Annotated in this window: 18 protein-coding genes; 12 read left to right on the forward strand and 6 right to left on the reverse strand. The window is 64.9% G+C overall.

Annotated elements, in window-relative coordinates; all coding sequences use genetic code 11:
• From NGM99_RS19445 to rpsL, 4 genes are all read right to left on the reverse strand, one after another.
• On the reverse strand, window positions 1–123 hold a 123-nt coding region (locus NGM99_RS19445; RefSeq protein ID WP_252815864.1), incomplete at its 3' end, for a GTP-binding protein.
• Between the two features lie 66 nt (window positions 124–189).
• Complete coding sequence (gene fusA / locus NGM99_RS19450) at window positions 190–2,280, reverse strand: elongation factor G (protein WP_252822058.1); 2,091 nt, start codon at window positions 2,278–2,280, stop codon at window positions 190–192.
• Between the two features lie 30 nt (window positions 2,281–2,310).
• A complete protein-coding gene (gene rpsG / locus NGM99_RS19455; RefSeq protein WP_252822060.1) occupies window positions 2,311–2,781 on the reverse strand; it encodes a 30S ribosomal protein S7 in 471 nt (156 codons plus the stop codon).
• 54 nt (window positions 2,782–2,835) lie between these two features.
• Window positions 2,836–3,207, reverse strand: coding sequence for a 30S ribosomal protein S12 (rpsL, locus tag NGM99_RS19460; protein WP_252822062.1), 372 nt, complete (start codon window positions 3,205–3,207; stop codon window positions 2,836–2,838).
• 416 nt (window positions 3,208–3,623) lie between these two features.
• On the opposite strand from rpsL, the gene NGM99_RS19465 reads away from it, so the two are divergent.
• The 5 genes from NGM99_RS19465 (at window position 3,624) to dprA (ending at window position 7,987) form a co-directional block, all read left to right on the forward strand.
• The gene (locus NGM99_RS19465; protein ID WP_252822064.1) at window positions 3,624–3,917 is read left to right on the forward strand and encodes a transcriptional regulator; all 294 of its coding nucleotides are present in this window, start codon (window positions 3,624–3,626) and stop codon (window positions 3,915–3,917) included.
• An 82-nt stretch (window positions 3,918–3,999) separates the two neighbouring features.
• Entirely contained in the window at window positions 4,000–4,962 is a 963-nt protein-coding gene (locus NGM99_RS19470) for an aspartate carbamoyltransferase catalytic subunit (protein WP_252822066.1), read from the forward strand.
• Window positions 4,959–6,257 (forward strand): dihydroorotase, encoded by a 1,299-nt coding sequence (locus NGM99_RS19475; RefSeq protein WP_252822068.1) that lies wholly within the window; start codon window positions 4,959–4,961, stop codon window positions 6,255–6,257. The genes NGM99_RS19470 and NGM99_RS19475 overlap by 4 nt, the downstream gene beginning before the upstream one ends.
• Window positions 6,254–6,853, forward strand: a complete 600-nt coding sequence (gene plsY, locus NGM99_RS19480; protein WP_252822070.1) for a glycerol-3-phosphate 1-O-acyltransferase PlsY — start codon at window positions 6,254–6,256, stop codon at window positions 6,851–6,853. The genes NGM99_RS19475 and plsY overlap by 4 nt, the downstream gene beginning before the upstream one ends.
• 3 nt (window positions 6,854–6,856) lie before the next feature.
• Window positions 6,857–7,987, forward strand: coding sequence for a DNA-processing protein DprA (dprA, locus tag NGM99_RS19485; RefSeq protein WP_252822072.1), 1,131 nt, complete (start codon window positions 6,857–6,859; stop codon window positions 7,985–7,987).
• Here the strand turns inward: dprA and NGM99_RS19490 are convergent.
• On the reverse strand, window positions 7,949–8,200 hold the full coding sequence (locus NGM99_RS19490; protein ID WP_252822074.1) for a hypothetical protein: 252 nt from the start codon (window positions 8,198–8,200) through the stop codon (window positions 7,949–7,951). The two genes, dprA and NGM99_RS19490, sit on opposite strands and share 39 nt — an antisense overlap.
• Window positions 8,201–8,448: 248 nt before the next feature.
• Between NGM99_RS19490 and topA the strand changes: the two genes are divergently transcribed.
• The 4 genes from topA (at window position 8,449) to rpmG (ending at window position 14,140) form a co-directional block, all read left to right on the forward strand.
• The gene (topA, locus tag NGM99_RS19495; protein ID WP_252822411.1) at window positions 8,449–11,079 is read left to right on the forward strand and encodes a type I DNA topoisomerase; all 2,631 of its coding nucleotides are present in this window, start codon (window positions 8,449–8,451) and stop codon (window positions 11,077–11,079) included.
• Window position 11,080: 1 nt separating this feature from the next.
• Window positions 11,081–13,381 (forward strand): ribonuclease R, encoded by a 2,301-nt coding sequence (rnr, locus tag NGM99_RS19500; protein ID WP_435371460.1) that lies wholly within the window; start codon window positions 11,081–11,083, stop codon window positions 13,379–13,381.
• 3 nt (window positions 13,382–13,384) lie between these two features.
• Window positions 13,385–13,840, forward strand: a complete 456-nt coding sequence (locus tag NGM99_RS19505; RefSeq protein ID WP_252822076.1) for a DUF983 domain-containing protein — start codon at window positions 13,385–13,387, stop codon at window positions 13,838–13,840.
• Window positions 13,841–13,972: 132 nt separating this feature from the next.
• Window positions 13,973–14,140: a 50S ribosomal protein L33 gene (rpmG, locus tag NGM99_RS19510; RefSeq protein WP_252822079.1), complete on the forward strand. Its 168-nt coding sequence runs from the start codon at window positions 13,973–13,975 to the stop codon at window positions 14,138–14,140.
• A 73-nt stretch (window positions 14,141–14,213) separates the two neighbouring features.
• Here the strand turns inward: rpmG and NGM99_RS19515 are convergent, their stop codons facing one another.
• Window positions 14,214–14,570 (reverse strand): response regulator, encoded by a 357-nt coding sequence (locus NGM99_RS19515; RefSeq protein WP_289852587.1) that lies wholly within the window; start codon window positions 14,568–14,570, stop codon window positions 14,214–14,216.
• A gap of 125 nt (window positions 14,571–14,695) precedes the next feature.
• Here NGM99_RS19515 and NGM99_RS19520 point away from each other — a divergent pair, with 125 nt between their 5' ends.
• From NGM99_RS19520 to NGM99_RS19530, 3 genes are all read left to right on the forward strand, one after another.
• On the forward strand, window positions 14,696–14,986 hold the full coding sequence (locus tag NGM99_RS19520; protein WP_252822083.1) for a DUF3572 domain-containing protein: 291 nt from the start codon (window positions 14,696–14,698) through the stop codon (window positions 14,984–14,986).
• Window positions 14,983–15,639 carry an HAD family hydrolase gene (locus NGM99_RS19525; protein ID WP_252822085.1) on the forward strand — a complete coding sequence of 219 codons (657 nt, stop codon included), beginning with the start codon at window positions 14,983–14,985 and terminating at the stop codon, window positions 15,637–15,639. Before NGM99_RS19520 ends, NGM99_RS19525 begins: the two co-directional genes overlap by 4 nt.
• 72 nt (window positions 15,640–15,711) lie before the next feature.
• Window positions 15,712–17,085, forward strand: a complete 1,374-nt coding sequence (locus NGM99_RS19530; protein ID WP_252822087.1) for a DNA polymerase IV — start codon at window positions 15,712–15,714, stop codon at window positions 17,083–17,085.
• The last annotated feature ends 560 nt before the right edge of the window (window positions 17,086–17,645 follow it).

Consider the following 17,645-nt stretch of genomic DNA (forward strand, 5'->3'; position numbering starts at 1 on the left):
CGCCTTGAACTCACCGAAATACTTCGTGATCGCAGCCGTCAACGACGTCTTGCCATGGTCAACATGGCCAATCGTGCCAATGTTCACATGCGGCTTCGTCCGCTCGAATTTACCCTTTGCCATAGCAAATCTCCAATCAGTGTGCCCTTGCGGGCCTAGAGTCTGTGTGTGCCGACAGCGATGTCGGCGTTAGGCGTATTTCTTCTGGATTTCCTGGGCGACCGCGTTCGGCACAGGCTCGTAGTGGTCGAACTGCATCGAGTACTGGGCGCGGCCCTGAGACATCGAACGCAGGTTATCGACATACTTGAACATATTGGCGAGCGGGACCATCGCGTTGATGACCACGGCCACGCCGCGCGATTCCTGGCCCTGGATCTGGCCGCGACGACCGTTCAGGTCACCGATCACCGAACCCACATAATCCTCAGGCGTCACGACCTCGACCTTCATGATCGGCTCGAGCAGCTGGGCGCCGGCCTTCTGCGCACCTTCACGGAAGGCAGCGCGGGAGGCGATTTCGAAGGCGAGAACCGACGAGTCCACGTCATGGTAGGCGCCGTCGATCAGCGTGGCTTTCACACCGAGCATCGGGAAGCCAGCCAACGGACCGGAAGACAGAACGCTCGCGATGCCCTTCTGGACGCCCGGAATGTACTCCTTCGGCACCGCGCCGCCGACGATCTTGGACTCGAACACGAACTCTTCGCTTTCCGGGTTCGGCTCGAAGATGAGCTTCACGCGAGCGAACTGGCCCGTGCCGCCGGTCTGCTTCTTGTGCGTGTAGTCGATTTCCGCCGGACGCGTGATCGTCTCACGATACGCAACCTGCGGCGCACCCACATTGGCCTCGACCTTGAACTCGCGACGCATGCGGTCGACGATGATGTCGAGGTGAAGCTCGCCCATGCCGGCGATGATGGTCTGACCGGACTCTTCGTCGGTCTTCACGCGGAAGGACGGATCCTCGGCGGCCAGACGGTTGAGCGCGAGGCCCATCTTTTCCTGGTCGCCCTTGGTCTTCGGCTCGATCGCGATCTGGATGACCGGATCCGGGAACTCCATGCGCTCCAGGATGACGGGCTTCAGCGGATCGCAGAGCGTGTCGCCGGTGGTCGTGTCCTTGAGACCGGCCAGCGCGACGATGTCGCCGGCGAAAGCCTCTTCGATGTCTTCGCGGCTGTTGGAGTGCATCTGCAGCATGCGGCCGATGCGCTCCTTCTTGCCCTTCACCGTGTTGTCGAGCGAGGTGCCCTTGGTGAGCTTGCCCGAATAGATGCGGCAAAAGGTGAGCGAGCCCACGAACGGGTCGTTCATGATCTTGAAGGCGAGCATGGAAAGCGGCTCGCTGTCATCGGCGTGACGCTCGATCTCCGCTTCGGTCTTCGCATCCACGCCCTTGATGGCGGGAACGTCGATCGGCGAGGGCAGGAAATCCACCACGGCGTCGAGCAGCGGCTGAACGCCCTTGTTCTTGAAGGCCGAGCCGCAGAACATCGGGAAGAACTTGACCGCGATCGTACCCTTACGGATCAGCGCGCGGATCTCGTCGTTCGATGGCACATTGCCTTCGAGATAGGCGCTCATCGCGTCGTCGTCCATTTCGACGGCGGCTTCCACGAGCTTCTCGCGATACTCTTCGGCGCGATCCTTGAGGTCGGCCGGGATTTCCACGACGTCCCAGGCAGCGCCGAGCGACTCATCGCGCCAGACCAGCGCGTTCATCTCGATCAGATCGACAACGCCCTTGAACTCGCTCTCGGCACCGATGGGAAGCTGCATCACGACAGCCTGCGCGCCGAGACGCGAGCCGATCATCTCCACCGAGCGGTAGAAATCGGCGCCGATCTTGTCCATCTTGTTGCAGAAGATCATGCGCGGGACGTTGTACTTGTCAGCCTGACGCCACACGGTCTCGGTCTGCGGCTCCACACCGGCATTGGCGTCGAGCAGCGCGATGGCGCCGTCGAGCACACGCAACGAACGCTCGACTTCGATGGTGAAGTCGACGTGGCCGGGGGTGTCGATGATGTTGAAGCGACGCAGCTTCTCGTCACGGCCTTTCCAGAAGGTCGTGGTCGCGGCCGACGTGATCGTGATGCCGCGCTCCTGCTCCTGCTCCATCCAGTCCATGGTGGCGGCGCCATCATGAACTTCGCCGATCTTGTGCGACTTGCCCGTGTAGTAGAGCACGCGCTCGGTCGTGGTCGTCTTGCCGGCATCGATGTGGGCCATGATGCCGAAGTTACGGTAGTCTTCGATCTTATATTCGCGGGCCATGATGGTGCCTCGTCTCTCGTGTGACGCCGATTACCAGCGGTAATGGGCGAAGGCGCGGTTGGCTTCGGCCATCTTATGCGTGTCTTCGCGCTTCTTGACGGCGGTGCCACGGTTGTTGGCGGCATCCATCAGTTCGCCCGAAAGACGGTCGACCATGGTGGTTTCGTTGCGGTTGCGCGCCGCCGTGATCAGCCAGCGGATCGCGAGAGCCTGACGGCGCTCCGGACGGACATCGACCGGCACCTGATAGGTCGCACCACCGACGCGGCGCGAACGCACTTCGACGTGCGGCGCGACATTGTCGAGCGCCTGATGGAACACGCCGATCGGCTCCTGCTTCGTGCGGGACTGCACCTGGTCGAGCGCCCCATAGACGATCGTCTCGGCAACCGACTTCTTGCCGTCATACATAACGGCATTCATGAACTTGGTGACAACGAGATCGCCGAACTTCGGGTCCGGGTTGATCTCGCGCTTCTCTGCACTGTGGCGTCGTGACATGGGTTCTCGTCTCTCACAAGCGGCTCGGCATGATGAATGCCAAACCGGACTTCCTTACTTCGGACGCTTCGCGCCGTACTTCGAACGACGCTGCTTGCGGTTCTTCACGCCCTGCGTGTCGAGCACGCCGCGGATGATGTGATAGCGCACGCCCGGCAGGTCCTTCACGCGGCCGCCGCGGATCATGACCACGGAGTGCTCCTGAAGGTTATGGCCTTCGCCGGGGATGTAGCCGATCACTTCGAAGCCGTTGGTCAGGCGAACCTTCGCGACCTTGCGCAGAGCCGAGTTCGGCTTCTTCGGCGTGGTCGTGTAGACACGCGTGCAGACGCCGCGCTTCTGCGGGTTCTGCTGCATCGCCGGCACCTTGTTGCGCTTCACTGGCGCGGTACGCGGCTTGCGGATCAGCTGATTGACGGTAGGCATTCAACTTCCTTTGGTTCAATCCGTTGCCTGCATCGGAAGCCCTCTTCGCGACACGTCGTGCGGATGTGACAAACGACGATCCGGGCCCAAAACCGCACCTTGCGGTCTTCGCCCGAACAAAAAGCAGAGGAGACGTTCGACCGCCTCGTGCACGCCGGAAATAGTTTCACAGTCGCAAAACGAACCGTGTTTGAGGCCACCTTCAGAAGCGCGTCGCTTCCGACAATCGAGTCTCACATCGGTTCAGACAGGGCGGCACATATGGGGTTTTCCCCGCCTCGTCAACCATTTCCGCGCGGAAAAGCTGGATTTCTTGGCTTCCAGTGCCAAGCGGAGCGGAGCACATCATTTTCTTGCGCGCCAAGGCGCACAGAGGTCATAGAGTTGCTTGCCACTGATATATGCAGAGTATCGCGATGATGGAAGACAACGACAACGAACAGCCTCCGGTGACCATCATCACCGGCCGAGTCGTGCGCCGCGTGGGCGATTCCCCCGTCACCATGCATCTGATGCTGCTGGCACCCGACGACGATACCGCCGTCCGCCGCGCCCTCGAGGCGCTGCGTGAGAAGGGCTACGCCTCGGCCGAGCTGGACCAGATCGGCCAGCTCGACGACGCCCCCGACGACGAGCCCTTCGCCTCGGCCTATCAGGGCGCGCTGGAAGGGGAAGTCTCGCTGGTCACCATGAAGGAAGACAAACGGTGAGCGCTGAGGCGTGGAAAACCCGTTTCCCCTGTTCCTCGCGATTGCGCTTCACCCCGCACTTTGCCAATAGCTGCGCTTCAGGATGACTGCTGCACACGACTTCCCCCTCTACCCCCACCGACACCTTCTCGGCATAAGAGGCCTGTCGCCCGCCGACATCGAGATCCTTCTCGCCCGCGCCGACGATGCCGTGTCGCTCTCGCGCCAGCAGGACAAGAAGAGCAGCGCCCTGCGCGGCCGCACGCAGATCAACCTCTTCTATGAAGCCTCCACCCGCACGCAGGCCTCGTTCGAGCTCGCGGGGAAACGCCTCGGCGCCGATGTCATGAATATGAGCGTCGCGTCCTCCTCGGTGAAGAAGGGCGAAACGCTGATCGATACCGCGATTACGCTCAACGCCATGCGGCCCGACATCCTCGTCATCCGCCACCATTCGGCGGGTGCGGCAGCGCTTTTGTCGCAGAAGGTGGGCTGCTCCGTCGTCAACGCGGGCGATGGCGCGCATGAGCACCCGACCCAGGCCCTTCTCGATGCGCTCACCATAAAGAGAGCCAAGGGCCGCCTCGCCCGCCTCACCGTCGCCATATGCGGCGATGTCCTCCACTCGCGCGTCGCACGCTCGAACCTCATCCTGCTCGGCGCCATGGGCGCGCGGCTGCGCATCGTCGCGCCATCGACGCTCCTGCCCGCCGGGATCCGCGAGATGGGCGTCGAGGTCACCAATTCCATGGCGGAGGGCCTGCGCGACGCCGATGTCGTCATGATGCTCCGCCTCCAGCGCGAGCGCATGGCCGGCAGCTTCGTGCCGTCGAGCCGCGAATATTTCCGCTATTTCGGCCTCGACAAGGAAAAGCTGAAAGCCGCCAAGGACGACTGCCTCGTGATGCATCCCGGCCCCATGAACCGTGGCGTCGAGATCTCGTCGGCGGTCGCTGACGGCCCGCAAAGCGTCATTCAGGAACAGGTCGAGATGGGCGTCGCCGTCCGCATGGCCGTGATGCAGGCGCTTCTCGATCCGCGCCGCAACGACGAGATTGCCGCATGAGCGCGAGCCTTTTCGAACGCGCCCGGATCGTCGATCCCTTGCGCGGGCTGGATGAAACCGGCTCGGTTCTCGTTGTCGATGGCAAGATCACCGCCTCCGGTGCCGACGCGCTCAACCAGGGCGCGCCCGAAGGGGCAACGCGAATCGACTGCGCCAACAAGCTGCTCGTTCCCGGCCTGATCGATTCCTGGGTCTTCATCGGCGAGCCCGGCGGCGAGCACCGCGAAACCATCGCCTCGGCCGGCAAGGCTGCGGCGGCTGGCGGCGTCACCTCCCTCGTGATGATGCCCGACACCAACCCCGTCATCGATGATGTGGCGCTCGTCGAGTTCGTCTTGCGCACCGCCCGCGCCTCGGCCGAAATCAACATCCACCCGGCGGCCTCGGTCACCAAGGGCCTCGAAGGCCGCGAGCTGACCGAGTTCGGCCTTCTCAAACAGGCCGGTGCCGTCGCCTTCGCGGAAGGCCGCCACAGCATCCGCTCATCGCTCGTGATGCGCCGCGCGCTCACCTACGCGCGGGACTTCGATGCCGTCGTCGCGCACCAGACCACCGATGCCGATCTTGCCGCCGATGGCGTGATGAACGAAGGCCTCTACGGCACATGGCTCGGCTTGCCCGGTATTCCGCGCGAGGCCGAGCTTCTGCCGCTCGAACGCGACCTGTCACTCGCCCGGCTCACCGGCGCGAAATACCACGCCGCCAAGCTGTCCACCGCGCTCTCGGCTGATGCCATCCGCCGCGCCAAGCAGGACGGCGCGGATGTCACCGCCGGTGCGGCCATCGCCAACCTGTCGTTGAACGAGAACGATGTCGGCGAGTATCGTACCTTCTTTAAGCTCGACCCGCCATTGCGCGCGGAGGAAGACCGCCAGGCCATGATCGAGGCCTTGCGAGACGGCACGATCGACATTCTTGTTTCATCCCACGATCCGCAGGATGTCGACACCAAGCGCCTGCCCTTTGCCGACGCCGAAGCCGGCGCCATCGGCCTCGAAACGCTTCTCGCCGCCGCCCTGCGTCTCTACCATAGCGGCGAGGTGCCCCTGCTTCGCCTGGTCGATGCGCTGTCCACCGCGCCCGCCAGGCGCTTCGGCCTCGAAGGCGGCACCCTGCGCCCCACCGCAGTCGCCAACCTTGCTCTGATCGACCTCGACGAGCCGTGGATCGTGCGCGAGGAAGCCCTTCTCTCGCGGTCCAAGAACACCTGCTTCGAAGGCGCACGCATGCAGGGGCGCGTTCTGCAAACCATGGTCGCAGGCCGAACGGTCTTCCAGGCGGAGAGTTACCGATGAGCCAGGGATACGGCCTTCTCCTCGCCGCCTTCGTCTTCGGCTACCTGCTCGGCTCCATCCCCTTCGGCCTCGTGCTCACGCGGCTCGCCGGCATGGGCGATGTGCGCAAGATCGGCTCAGGCAATATCGGCGCCACAAACGTTCTGCGCACCGGCAACAAGAAGCTCGCCGTCGCCACGCTTTTGCTCGATGCCTTCAAGGGCACCGTCGCGGTGCTTGTCGCCCACCACTTCTTCGGCCTCGAGGCGGGCCTCGCCGCAGGCTTCGGCGCGTTTCTCGGCCACCTCTTCCCCGTCTGGCTCGGCTTCAAGGGCGGCAAGGGCGTCGCGACCTATCTCGGCCTTCTTCTGGCCATCTGCTGGCAGGCGGCGCTGGCTTTCGCTGTCGTCTGGCTCGCCGCCGCCTTCGCCTTCCGCTACTCGTCGCTCGCCGCCCTTCTCGGCGTCGTCGCAGCCCCGCTCGCAGCGCTCTATTTCAGCCTGCCGATGGTCACTGTGCTGCTCGCGGTGATGAGCCTCATCGTCTTCAGCAAGCACCACGCCAACATCAAGCGTCTGCTGGCCGGCACCGAATCGCGCATCGGCTCGAAGGGCTGAGCGGTGGAGGACACCGAGCGCCTCGACTGGCTGCGCCTGATCCGCACGCCGCGCATCGGCCCCGTCACCTTCCACGAGCTTCTCGCGCGCTACGGCACGGCATCCCAAGCCATCGAAGCCCTGCCCGACCTCGCGAAACAGGCGCGCAACCCGCTGCGCATTCCGTCTCGCAATGACGCCGAACGCGAAATCGCCACAGCCACCAAGGCCGGCGCACAGATCCTCACTCTCCGCGACCCCGCCTACCCGGCGCATCTGCGCCAGACCGACACCCCGCCGCCTGTCCTTTCGGTCCTCGGCGACACCGCGTCGCCCGCCCGGCCCGCCGTTGCCATCGTCGGTGCCCGCAACGCCTCTGCCGCCGGCACGCGCATGGCCCGCCAGCTCGCCACCGAACTCGGCCGCGCCGGCATGGTGGTCGTGTCCGGCCTCGCCCGCGGCATCGATGCCGCCGCCCATCAGGGCGCGCTGGAAACCGGCACGGTCGCAGTCCTCGCGGGCGGCCTCGATCGCCCCTATCCGTCCGAGAACATCCCCCTGATGCGCGAGATCGCCGCGAAAGGCGGCGCCGTCATCTCCGAAATGCCGTGGGGCTGGGAACCGCGCGCGCAGGATTTCCCCCGCCGCAACCGCATCGTCGCCGGCCTCTCGCTCGGCCTGCTCGTGGTGGAAGCCGCCATGAGCTCCGGCTCGCTCATCTCGGCGCGCCTCGCCAACGAGCTCGGCCGCCTCGTCTTCGCCGTCCCGGGCTCCCCGCTCGATCCACGCGCCGCCGGCACCAACAAGCTTTTGAAGGACGGCGCAGTTCTCGTCACCGAGGTCGCCGACATCCTCGACCAGCTCGGCACCCAGATCACTCGCGCCCCGATCCCCACCACACCGAACAGTGAGACCGCCCAACGCTCCTTCTTCACTGAAGCGATCACGCTCCCGCCGCTCGCTCCCGAAGATGGATCAGTCAACCTCGCGGTTCAAAGCGCCCTGAGTCCTGTCCCCACCAGCATCGACGAACTCGTCGCCCATACCGGCCTCAACGCGGCACAGATTCGCGGCGCCCTTCTCGAGCTCGACCTCGCCGGCCGGCTCGAGCGTCACTCAAACGGTGGGGTATCTCTGGTCGCCATCGAGCGTTGAAGCGAGCGTTAAAGGCCGCTCGCCGCGGATGATGTCGCTCGCTTCGACATATGACATCTCGATCAGATAGGCGAGCATGTCGCAGCGCTCGGCCTTCGCCATGGTACGCAACTGCCCGAGCATGGCCTGAATGTAATCGAGCTGTTCCGTCCTCCTGCGCGGGAAGGGCCGGCGCACGACATGGCTTGCTGAACTATGGCTCGCTTGACTCATGGTCCTCAGCATTCGCAAGTAATTCTCGAGGCGAACCACTGCGGCAGCCCCAAGTATGAGTTGTATATCGAGCAAGATATACAACCTATTATTGCAGTCTTGGCAATCACCAAATGACGGTCTCACCACCTTGTCAAAAGGCGGCGACGACCGAACGCACTTGACCCCGAGGCGCCGCGCGGCCATTTGACGGGCAGCGAATATCAATGGCCGCTCTTCGGCCCTCTCCCGAAAACACACAGGTTCTGATGGACGTCGTCGTCGTCGAGTCGCCTGCAAAGGCGAAAACGATCAACAAATATCTTGGCCGCAACTACAAGGTGCTGGCCTCTTTCGGCCATGTGCGCGACCTGCCGCCCAAGGACGGCTCCGTGCGTCCGGACGAGGATTTCGCCATGTCCTGGGAGGTCGATGGCCCCTCCTCCAAGCGCCTTGCCGACATCGCCAAGGCGGTGAAGGAAGCCGATGGCCTGATTCTCGCGACCGATCCGGATCGCGAGGGCGAGGCGATTTCCTGGCACGTTCTCGAAGTGCTGCGCCAGAAGCGCGCCATCAAGGACAAGCCGGTCAAGCGCGTGGTGTTCAACGCCATCACCAAGCAGTCCGTGCTCGACGCCATGGCCAATCCGCGCGAGATCGACGCGCCGCTGGTCGATGCCTATCTGGCCCGCCGCGCGCTCGACTACCTCGTCGGCTTCAACCTTTCCCCCGTTCTGTGGCGCAAGCTGCCGGGCGCGCGTTCCGCCGGCCGCGTGCAGTCCGTCGCCCTTCGCCTCGTCTGCGACCGCGAAGCCGAGATCGAACGCTTCGTTCGCGAGGAATACTGGCAGATCGCCGCCCACCTCGCGACGCCGCGCCAGGAAGGCTTCATCGCCCGCCTGACCGCCTTCGAAGGCAAGAAGCTGCAGAAGCTCGACATCGCCAACGAGACGCAGGCCCTCGACATCAAGAGCATGCTCGAAGGCGCCACCTTCTCGGCAACCTCGGTCGAAGCCAAGCCCACCAAGCGCAACCCGGCCCCGCCCTTCACCACCTCCACGCTGCAGCAGGCCGCCTCGTCGCGCCTCGGCTTCTCTGCCAGCCGCACCATGCAGGTCGCCCAGCGCCTCTACGAAGGCGTCGATATCGGCGGCGAGACCGCCGGTCTCATCACCTATATGCGTACCGACGGCGTGCAGATGGCGCCCGAAGCGCTCGACAATGCGCGCCGCGTGATCGGCTCGGAATTCGGCAAGAACTACCTGCCCGAAAAGCCGCGTTTCTATTCCACCAAGGCCAAGAACGCGCAGGAGGCCCACGAGGCCATCCGCCCGACCGACTTCGCCCGTACGCCGGCCTCCGTCCGCAAATATCTCGAAGGCGATCAGGCCCGCCTCTACGAGCTGATCTGGAAGCGCGCCGTCGCGAGCCAGATGCAGCCCGCCGAGATCGAGCGCACCACCGTCGAGATCGACGCCCGCAACGGTTCGCGCACAGCAAGCCTGCGTGCAGTCGGCTCGGTCATCCGTTTCGACGGCTTCATCGCCGCCTACACCGACCAGCGCGACGAGGATTCGGAAGACGAAGAGAATCGTCGCCTGCCCGAAATCCGCGTCGGCGAGCCGCTCAAGCGCGACGGCATCGAAGCCACCCAGCACTCCACCGAACCGCCCCCGCGCTACTCGGAAGCCTCGCTCATCAAGCGCATGGAAGAGCTCGGCATCGGCCGTCCTTCGACCTACGCCGCCACGCTCAAGACGCTGGAAGACCGCGAATACGTCACCATCGACAAGCGCCGCCTGATCCCGCAATCCAAGGGCCGCATCGTCACGGCGTTTCTCGAAAGCTTCTTCGAGCGCTATGTCGAATACGACTTCACCGCCGCCCTCGAAGAGAAGCTCGACGAGATCTCCGACGGTCGCCTCTCGTGGAAGGCCGTTCTTCAGGATTTCTGGAAGGACTTTTCCGCCGCCATCGGCGACATCAAGGAACTGCGCGTCACCGACGTTCTCGATGCGCTCAACGACGACCTCGCGCCGCTCCTTTTCCCGGCTCGCGAGGACGGCTCCGACCCGCGCTCCTGCCCCAAATGCGGCACCGGCCAGCTTTCGCTCAAGCTCGGCCGCTACGGCGCGTTCGTGGGCTGCTCGAACTACCCAGAATGCGGCTTCACGCGTCAGCTCGGCGACACCGGCGAGCAGTCTGCGGAAGGCGGCGCTGAGGGCGACGGCAACAAGGCGCTCGGCACCGATCCCACCACGGGCGAGGAAGTCACCCTGCGCGCCGGCCGCTTCGGTCCCTACGTTCAGCGCGGCGAAGGCAAGGAAGCCAAGCGCTCCAGTCTCCCCAAGACCTGGGCGCCCGCAAGCATCGACTTCGACCGCGCCATGCAGCTCCTGAGCCTCCCGCGCGATGTCGGCCTGCACCCCGAGTCGGGCAAGATGATCTCGGCGGGCTTGGGCCGCTACGGCCCCTTCCTGCTTCACGACGGTGCCTATGCCAATCTCGAAACCATCGAGGATGTGCTGACGGTCGGCCTCAACCGCGCCGTCACCGTGATCGCCGAGAAAAAGGAAAAGGGCGGACGCGGGCGCGGCTCGACGCCTGCGGCCCTGCAAACCTTCGAACACCCGGATGGCGGTTCCATCACCGTGCGCGAGGGCCGTTTCGGCCCATACGTCAACCACGGCAAGATCAACGCTACCCTGCCCAAGGGCAAGGACCCGGCTTCGGTGACAATCGAGGAAGCGCTCGCGCTTCTCGCCGAACGGGCCGAAAAGGCCCCGAAGTCGGCCCGCAAGGCGCCGGCCAAATCGGCCTCAAAGACCACCAAGACCACGGCGGCCAAAAAGGCCCCCGCAAAGAAACCCGCAGCCAAGAAGGCGGCGAAGGCAGGATAGATTGGCGCGCAGCATCTCGGGCCGCAAGAAACCCACCAAGAGCGAGCGGGCGGAAAGCCCCTCGCAATTCCTGCCCTCGCGCGAGGAAATCCTCCGCTTCATCTCGGAAAACCCGGAGCAGGCGGGCAAGCGCGAGATCGCGAAAGCCTTCAACATCAAGGGCTCCGACCGCACCTGGCTGAAGGACCAGCTCCGCGGGCTGGAAGATGACGGTGCCATCACCAAGCGCCGCAAGCGCCTGAGTCGCCCCGGCGAACTGCCGCCCGTCGGCACGCTCGTCATCTTCGGCCGCGACGCTCACGGCCACCTCCTCGCCCGACAGGATGGCAACGAAGCATCGGACGCCGTCGTTTCCATCGCCCCGCCACGCGGCGAGCGCGGCGCGAAGACGCCCACGGCTGGTGTCGGCGACCGCGTTCTCGCCAAGATCTTCCGTGGCCGCGAGGAAGATGGCGCACCGGTCTGGACCGCGCGCGTCATGAAGGTTCTCGCCAAGCGCGAAGCCGCCCTTCTCGGCATCCTGCGCCAGACCGCAGACGGCTCCTTCCGCCTCGATCCGACCCAGAAGCGCCAGAGCGAAATGGCGATCGACGCCGAAGACCTCGGCGGCGCTGTCGCCGGCGATCTGGTCGAGGCCGAATCCCTTCGCAGCTCCGGCTATGGCCTGCCCCGTGCCCGCGTCACCGCCGTTGTCGGCTCGCTCGCCAACGAAAAGGCCGTCTCGCTCATCGCGCTGCACGAGCACGGCATCCCCTACCGCTTCCCGCAGGAGGTCTTGGACGAGGCCAACGAAGCCAGACCCGCAAGCCTCGCCAACCGCGAGGACTGGCGCACGCTTCCCCTCGTCACCATCGATCCGGCCGACGCCAAGGACCACGACGACGCCGTCCATGCCGAGCCCGACCCGGATGAAGCCAATCCCGGCGGCCACATCGTCACGGTCGCCATCGCCGATGTCGCCGCCTATGTCCGCCCCGGCACCCCGCTCGACCGCGAAGCGCTGCGGCGCGGCAATTCCGTCTATTTCCCCGACCGCGTCGTGCCGATGCTGCCCGAGCGCATCTCGAACGACCTCTGCTCGCTTCGCCCCCTGGAAGACCGCCCGGCCCTTGCCGTCCGCATGTTCTTCACGGCGGATGGCCGAAAGCTCCGCCACACCTTCCACCGCATCATGATGCGCTCGCATGCCAGGCTCGCCTATGCGCAGGCGCAGGCGGCCATCGACGGCCAGACGGACGAGACGACCGCTCCGATCCTCGAGACCATCCTGCACCCTCTCTGGGATGCCTACCGCGCCATGGCGCGCGGCCGCGATACGCGCCAGCCGCTCGACCTTGACCTGCCCGAACGCAAGATTCTCCTGAAGCCCGATGGCACCGTGGATCGCGTAATCGTGCCCGACCGCCTCGAAGCCCATCGCCTCATCGAGGAGATGATGATCCAGGCCAACGTCGCGGCCGCCGAAACGCTGGAAGCCAGGAAGCAGGCGCTCATCTACCGCATCCACGACGCGCCCTCGCTCGCCAAGCAGGAATCCTTGCGCGAATATCTGCAGACCATCGGCATGTCGCTGGCGCGTGGACCCGCATTGCGCCCGGCGCAGTTCAATTCCATCCTCGAACGCGTGCGTGGCGCTTCCACCGAGCAGCTCACCAACGAAGTCGTGTTGCGCTCCCAGAGCCAGGCCGAGTATGCGCCGGCCAATATCGGCCATTTCGGCCTCAACCTGAAACGCTACGCGCATTTCACCTCGCCGATCCGCCGCTATGCCGACCTGATCGTCCACCGCGCGCTGATCACGGCGCTGTCGCTCGGCCATGACGGCATGCGCCCCGGCGACGAAAGCCGGCTCGAAGAGGTCTCGACGCTGATTTCCGCCAGCGAGCGCCGCGCCATGGCGGCCGAGCGCGACACGGTGGATCGCCTCGTGGCCGGCTACCTCGCCGGCCGCCTCAACGAGACCTTCGAGGGCCGCGTGTCGGGCGTCACCAAGTCCGGCCTGTTCGTTTCCCTGCCGCAATATGGCGCGGATGGCTTCGTGCCCATTTCAACGCTGGGCGACGATTACTATATCTTCGACGAGGCCGCGCGCGCACTTGTCGGGCAGCGCACCGGCCAGGGCTACCAGCTTGCCGACCCCGTGACGGTCAAGCTGGTGGAGGTCGCACCGGTCGCAGGCGCCATGCGTTTCGAGATCGAAAGCGATGCGAAGCAACTTTCGCCCGGCCAGCGCAGTTTCCACAAGGCAGTCCGCGGCAAGGCCCGCCAACGCGCCTCCGTGGGGAAACGCCGCAGGAGTTAGCAGATGACCGATACCGCCTATGGGGAAACCATCGAAGTCAGCCCCGCCCGCTCCTTGCCGCTCGCCATGTGGCGCGGCGCCTGTTCGCGCTGCCCGAATTGCGGCGAGGGCAAGCTCTTCGCTTCCTTCGTCAAGACGGTGCCGGCCTGCGAGCATTGCGGCGAGGTGATCGAGCACCATCGCGCCGACGATCTGCCCGCCTATCTCACCATGTTCGTGGTCGGCCACGTGGTCGTCGGCCTGTTCATGGGCTTCGAGGCGACGACCAACCTTTCGGCCTGGCAGCACCTCGCCATCTGGGTGCCGATCACCATCGTCATGTCGCTCGCTCTCCTTCGTCCCATCAAGGGCGCGACCGTCGGCCTGCAATGGGCGCTGCGCATGCACGGCTTCGGCGAGCACAAGGATGAGATCGAGACCCATCCCGAGGCGAGCGGCAACACGCGAAACGCAGTCTAGCCGTTGCGAATGCTTGACTTTTGGCGACTCCCCGGTCTATGTCGCCGCCGAACGTCGCGTCTCCGTGCAGCCGATCCGAGCTGTTCCGATCCGGCCGCGGCACATCAACCATCAGATTAGTGGACCGCGACGATGGCAAAAGCAGCCAATATCAAGATCAAGCTTCTTTCGACCGCCGACACCGGCTTCTTCTATGTGACGAGCAAGAACAGCCGCACCAAGACCGACAAGATGTCGTTCCGCAAGTACGACCCGATCGCGAAGAAGCACGTCGAATTCAAGGAAACCAAGATCAAGTAAGAGCTTGGACCTACAAACAGCAAAGCCGCCCTCGGGCGGCTTTTTTGTTGGGCTGTTGTCTGATCGATGCGGCTCAGGAATCGCCGAGATAGGAGCGGATCGTCTCGATGAAGCGCGGCACGGAGATGGGCTTGGAGATATAGGCCTCGCACCCGCCCTGCCGGATACGCTCCTCGTCGCCCTTCATGGCGAAGGCCGTCACCGCGATCACCGGGATCGTGTGCAGATCGTCGTCCTGCTTGAGCCATTTGGTCACTTCCAGCCCCGACACTTCCGGCAGCTGGATATCCATCAGGATCAGGTCGGGCCGGTGGCTGCGCGCCAGGTCCAGCGCCTCGAGCCCGTTGCGGGTCCGGACCGTCTGGTAGCCGCTCGCCTCGATCAGGTCGCGGAACAGCTTCATGTTGAGCTCGTTGTCTTCGACGATCATAACCTTCTTAGACATGCGAGCCCCGAATCGTTTTCCCGTGTGCTTCTAGCATCTGTGTCGCGGGCCGCATCTCCCCAAAAATTGAACGCCCGGACACGAAACGGAACAAGGGAGAACGGCGCGCCATGAAGCTCGACCAGGAGGCCGCCCAGGCCTTGGCGATACAGGCCTTGGCCTTTGTCGCCAGCGATCCGGATCTCTTGCCGCGTTTCCTGTCAATCACCGGGATTGAAGCCGACACCATCAGATTGGCCGCGCGCGAGCCCGGCTTCCTGGCCGGCGTTCTGCAATTCGTGGCGAACCACGAGCCCACTTTGTTATCCTTCGCGGAAAGTGCGGGCATCAAGCCGCAGACCGTGATGGATGCCATGCGCGCCCTGCCCCTCGGCACTGAAGACTATGACAGGTCCATATGAGCGAAGATGAAGAAACCCGCCGCCAGATCGGCGAACTGCAGCACGACGACCGTCCGCTTCTGGTGGTCGATGTCGACGAGGTCGTGCTCGAATTCGTCACGCCCTTCGGCAATTACCTCGCCTCGCAGGACCTCGATCTCGGCCTCGACAAGTTCGCTCTGCACGGCAACATCTTCGCGCGGGGCACGCGAGAGGCCATCGCCGACGAGCGCGTCACGGCCCTCATCGACGAATTCTGGGACGTGCAGGCCGATTGGCAGCAACTCGCGCTCGGCGCGCCCGAAGCGCTCGCCGCACTCTCCAACGACGCACAGGTGGTGCTCCTGACCGCCATGCCGCACCGTGCCCGCGAGCATCGACGCAAGCATTTGGAATCGCTCGGCCTGCCCTACGCGCTTCTCACCACGGAGCGCGCCAAGGGCCCGGCCGTCGCCCAGATCCGCAACGGTTCGCGCCCCGTCGCCTTCGTGGACGACATCGTGCGCAATCACCTCTCCGTCCGCGATACCGTGCCCGACGCAGCCCTCTTCCAGCTCATGGCCCACGGGGGCCTGCGCGCGCTGATGGGCGAAATCCCCGCCGGCATCACCGCCGTCGCCGATTGGGAAGAGGCGCAGCCGCTCATCGCGCAGTCGCTGGGCATCGCGGCCTGACCAAGTCAACGGTGGAGACCGACGCCGCCCCGATTGCGACTCTCCGCACATCGGCGTAGCTTCGTTCTTCCAATGTTCCGCCTGAACGACCCCAAGCTCGGCTTCTGCCGTGACTGCCTGGCGCCCCGCCGGGCAGCCGCGTCACGCCGCTGCGCCGGCTGTGGTTCCCCCCGCGTTCTCGTTCATGACGAACTCTACGAGCTGCGCATCGCCCATATCGACTGCGACGCCTTTTACGCGTCCATTGAAAAACGCGACCGGCCCGAGCTGCGCGACAAGCCCTTGATCGTCGGCGGCGGCAAACGCGGCGTTGTTTCCACCGCCTGCTACCTCGCCCGCATCAAGGGCGTGCGCTCGGCCATGCCCATGTTCAAGGCCTTGGAGCTCTGCCCCGAGGCCGTCGTCGTCAAGCCGGAAATGGAGAAATATGCGAGTGCTGGCAGGCAGGTCCGCGCCATGATGCAGGCGCTGACTCCCTTGGTCGAACCCGTTTCCATCGACGAAGCCTTTCTCGACCTGTCGGGCACCGAGCGCATGCACGGCGCCCCGCCCGCCTTCATCCTCGCCCGCTTCGCGCAGGATGTGGAGCGCGAGTTGGGCATCTCGGTCTCGGTCGGCCTGTCCTACTGCAAGTTCCTGGCGAAGATGGCGTCGGACTTGAAGAAACCGCGCGGCTTCGCCGTGATCGGCAAGGCCGAGGCGCCCGCCTTCCTCGCCGAGCAGCCCGTCACCATGATCTGGGGCGTGGGCCAGGCCTTTGCGCAGGTGCTCCATCGCGACGGCATCCGCACCATCGGCCAGCTCCAGCGCATGGAACAGGGCGACCTCCTGCGCCGCTACGGCTCGATGGGCAACCGCCTCTTCCGCCTGTCGCGTGGCGACGACACGCGCCGCGTGGAGCCGAGCAACGAGCGCAAGAGCGTGTCGGCCGAAACCACCTTCGACAACGATCTCGCCACCGCCGCCGACCTCGTTCCCGTCTTGCGCGCCCTCAGCGAGAAGGTCTCGGCCCGCCTGAAGAAAGGCGACACCGCCGGACAAACGGTCACGCTCAAGCTCAAGACGCAGGACTTCAAGACCCGCACCCGCAACCAGCGCCTTCCCGACCCCACCCGCCTCGCCGACCGCATCTTCGAGACCGGTCTCGGCCTGCTGCGCAAGGAAACCGACGGCACCCGCTTTCGCCTGCTCGGCATCGGCGTCTCCGACCTCAGCGACACCGCGCGCGCCGACCCGCCCGACCTCATCGACCTGCGCAGCCGCAAGCGCGCTCTCGCCGAAACTGCCGTCGACGCGCTCCGCGAGAAATACGGCCTCCGCGCCATTGAGACAGGCTACACTTTCGGCAAAGGCACCAAAGGCCGCCCACCCCGCGCCGAAAGCACCGACACCCCCAGCATGCGCCCGCCCGAATTCTGGGACGAAATGGACCTGCCGGACGCGTGACGGCCGCTCCGGCAACGACAAACAGGTGGATTGATCACTCGCCCCATACCCCTCCCCACAAGGAGGAGGGGAACGTCGCCGTGGCTTTCTCTCCTGTCAGCCAGACCTCAAGCTTCAAGGTAAATCACAGCGCCGACGCCCTCCCTCCCCCTTGTGGGGAGGGATACAGGGTGGGGGTAACCTCTCCACCCGCACAGCTTTCCAAGCAAAAGCCCACCAAGAACCCAAAAAATCTCATCCACCCCCTCCCACCCCTCCCTTACCCTCCTCCTCGCGTCCTCCACGGGGCATCGGTCATGACGGTGATTGCGTGGGAGAAGCCGGTGCCGGGCTGGGGAAGTTGACGAATGACCCTGGGTGATGAGCCCCTAAGCCCGGGCCCCAAGTGAGGAGCGTGGGTAGCGCCGCGTTCTGTGGACCTAGGGCAAGAACACCGAAGCGGGCGGCCGCGAGGTTGCACCACTCATACCATCTGCCGAGCGACCAAGCGGCCGCCCGCTCCCCGATCTTTTCCAGAACTCGGCCCCGCGGCGCGAGATCGCACTGCCATGGAATCGCGC

The organism is Mesorhizobium liriopis (assembly GCF_024053505.1).
Classification (GTDB): Bacteria; Pseudomonadota; Alphaproteobacteria; order Rhizobiales; family Rhizobiaceae; genus Mesorhizobium_B; species Mesorhizobium_B liriopis.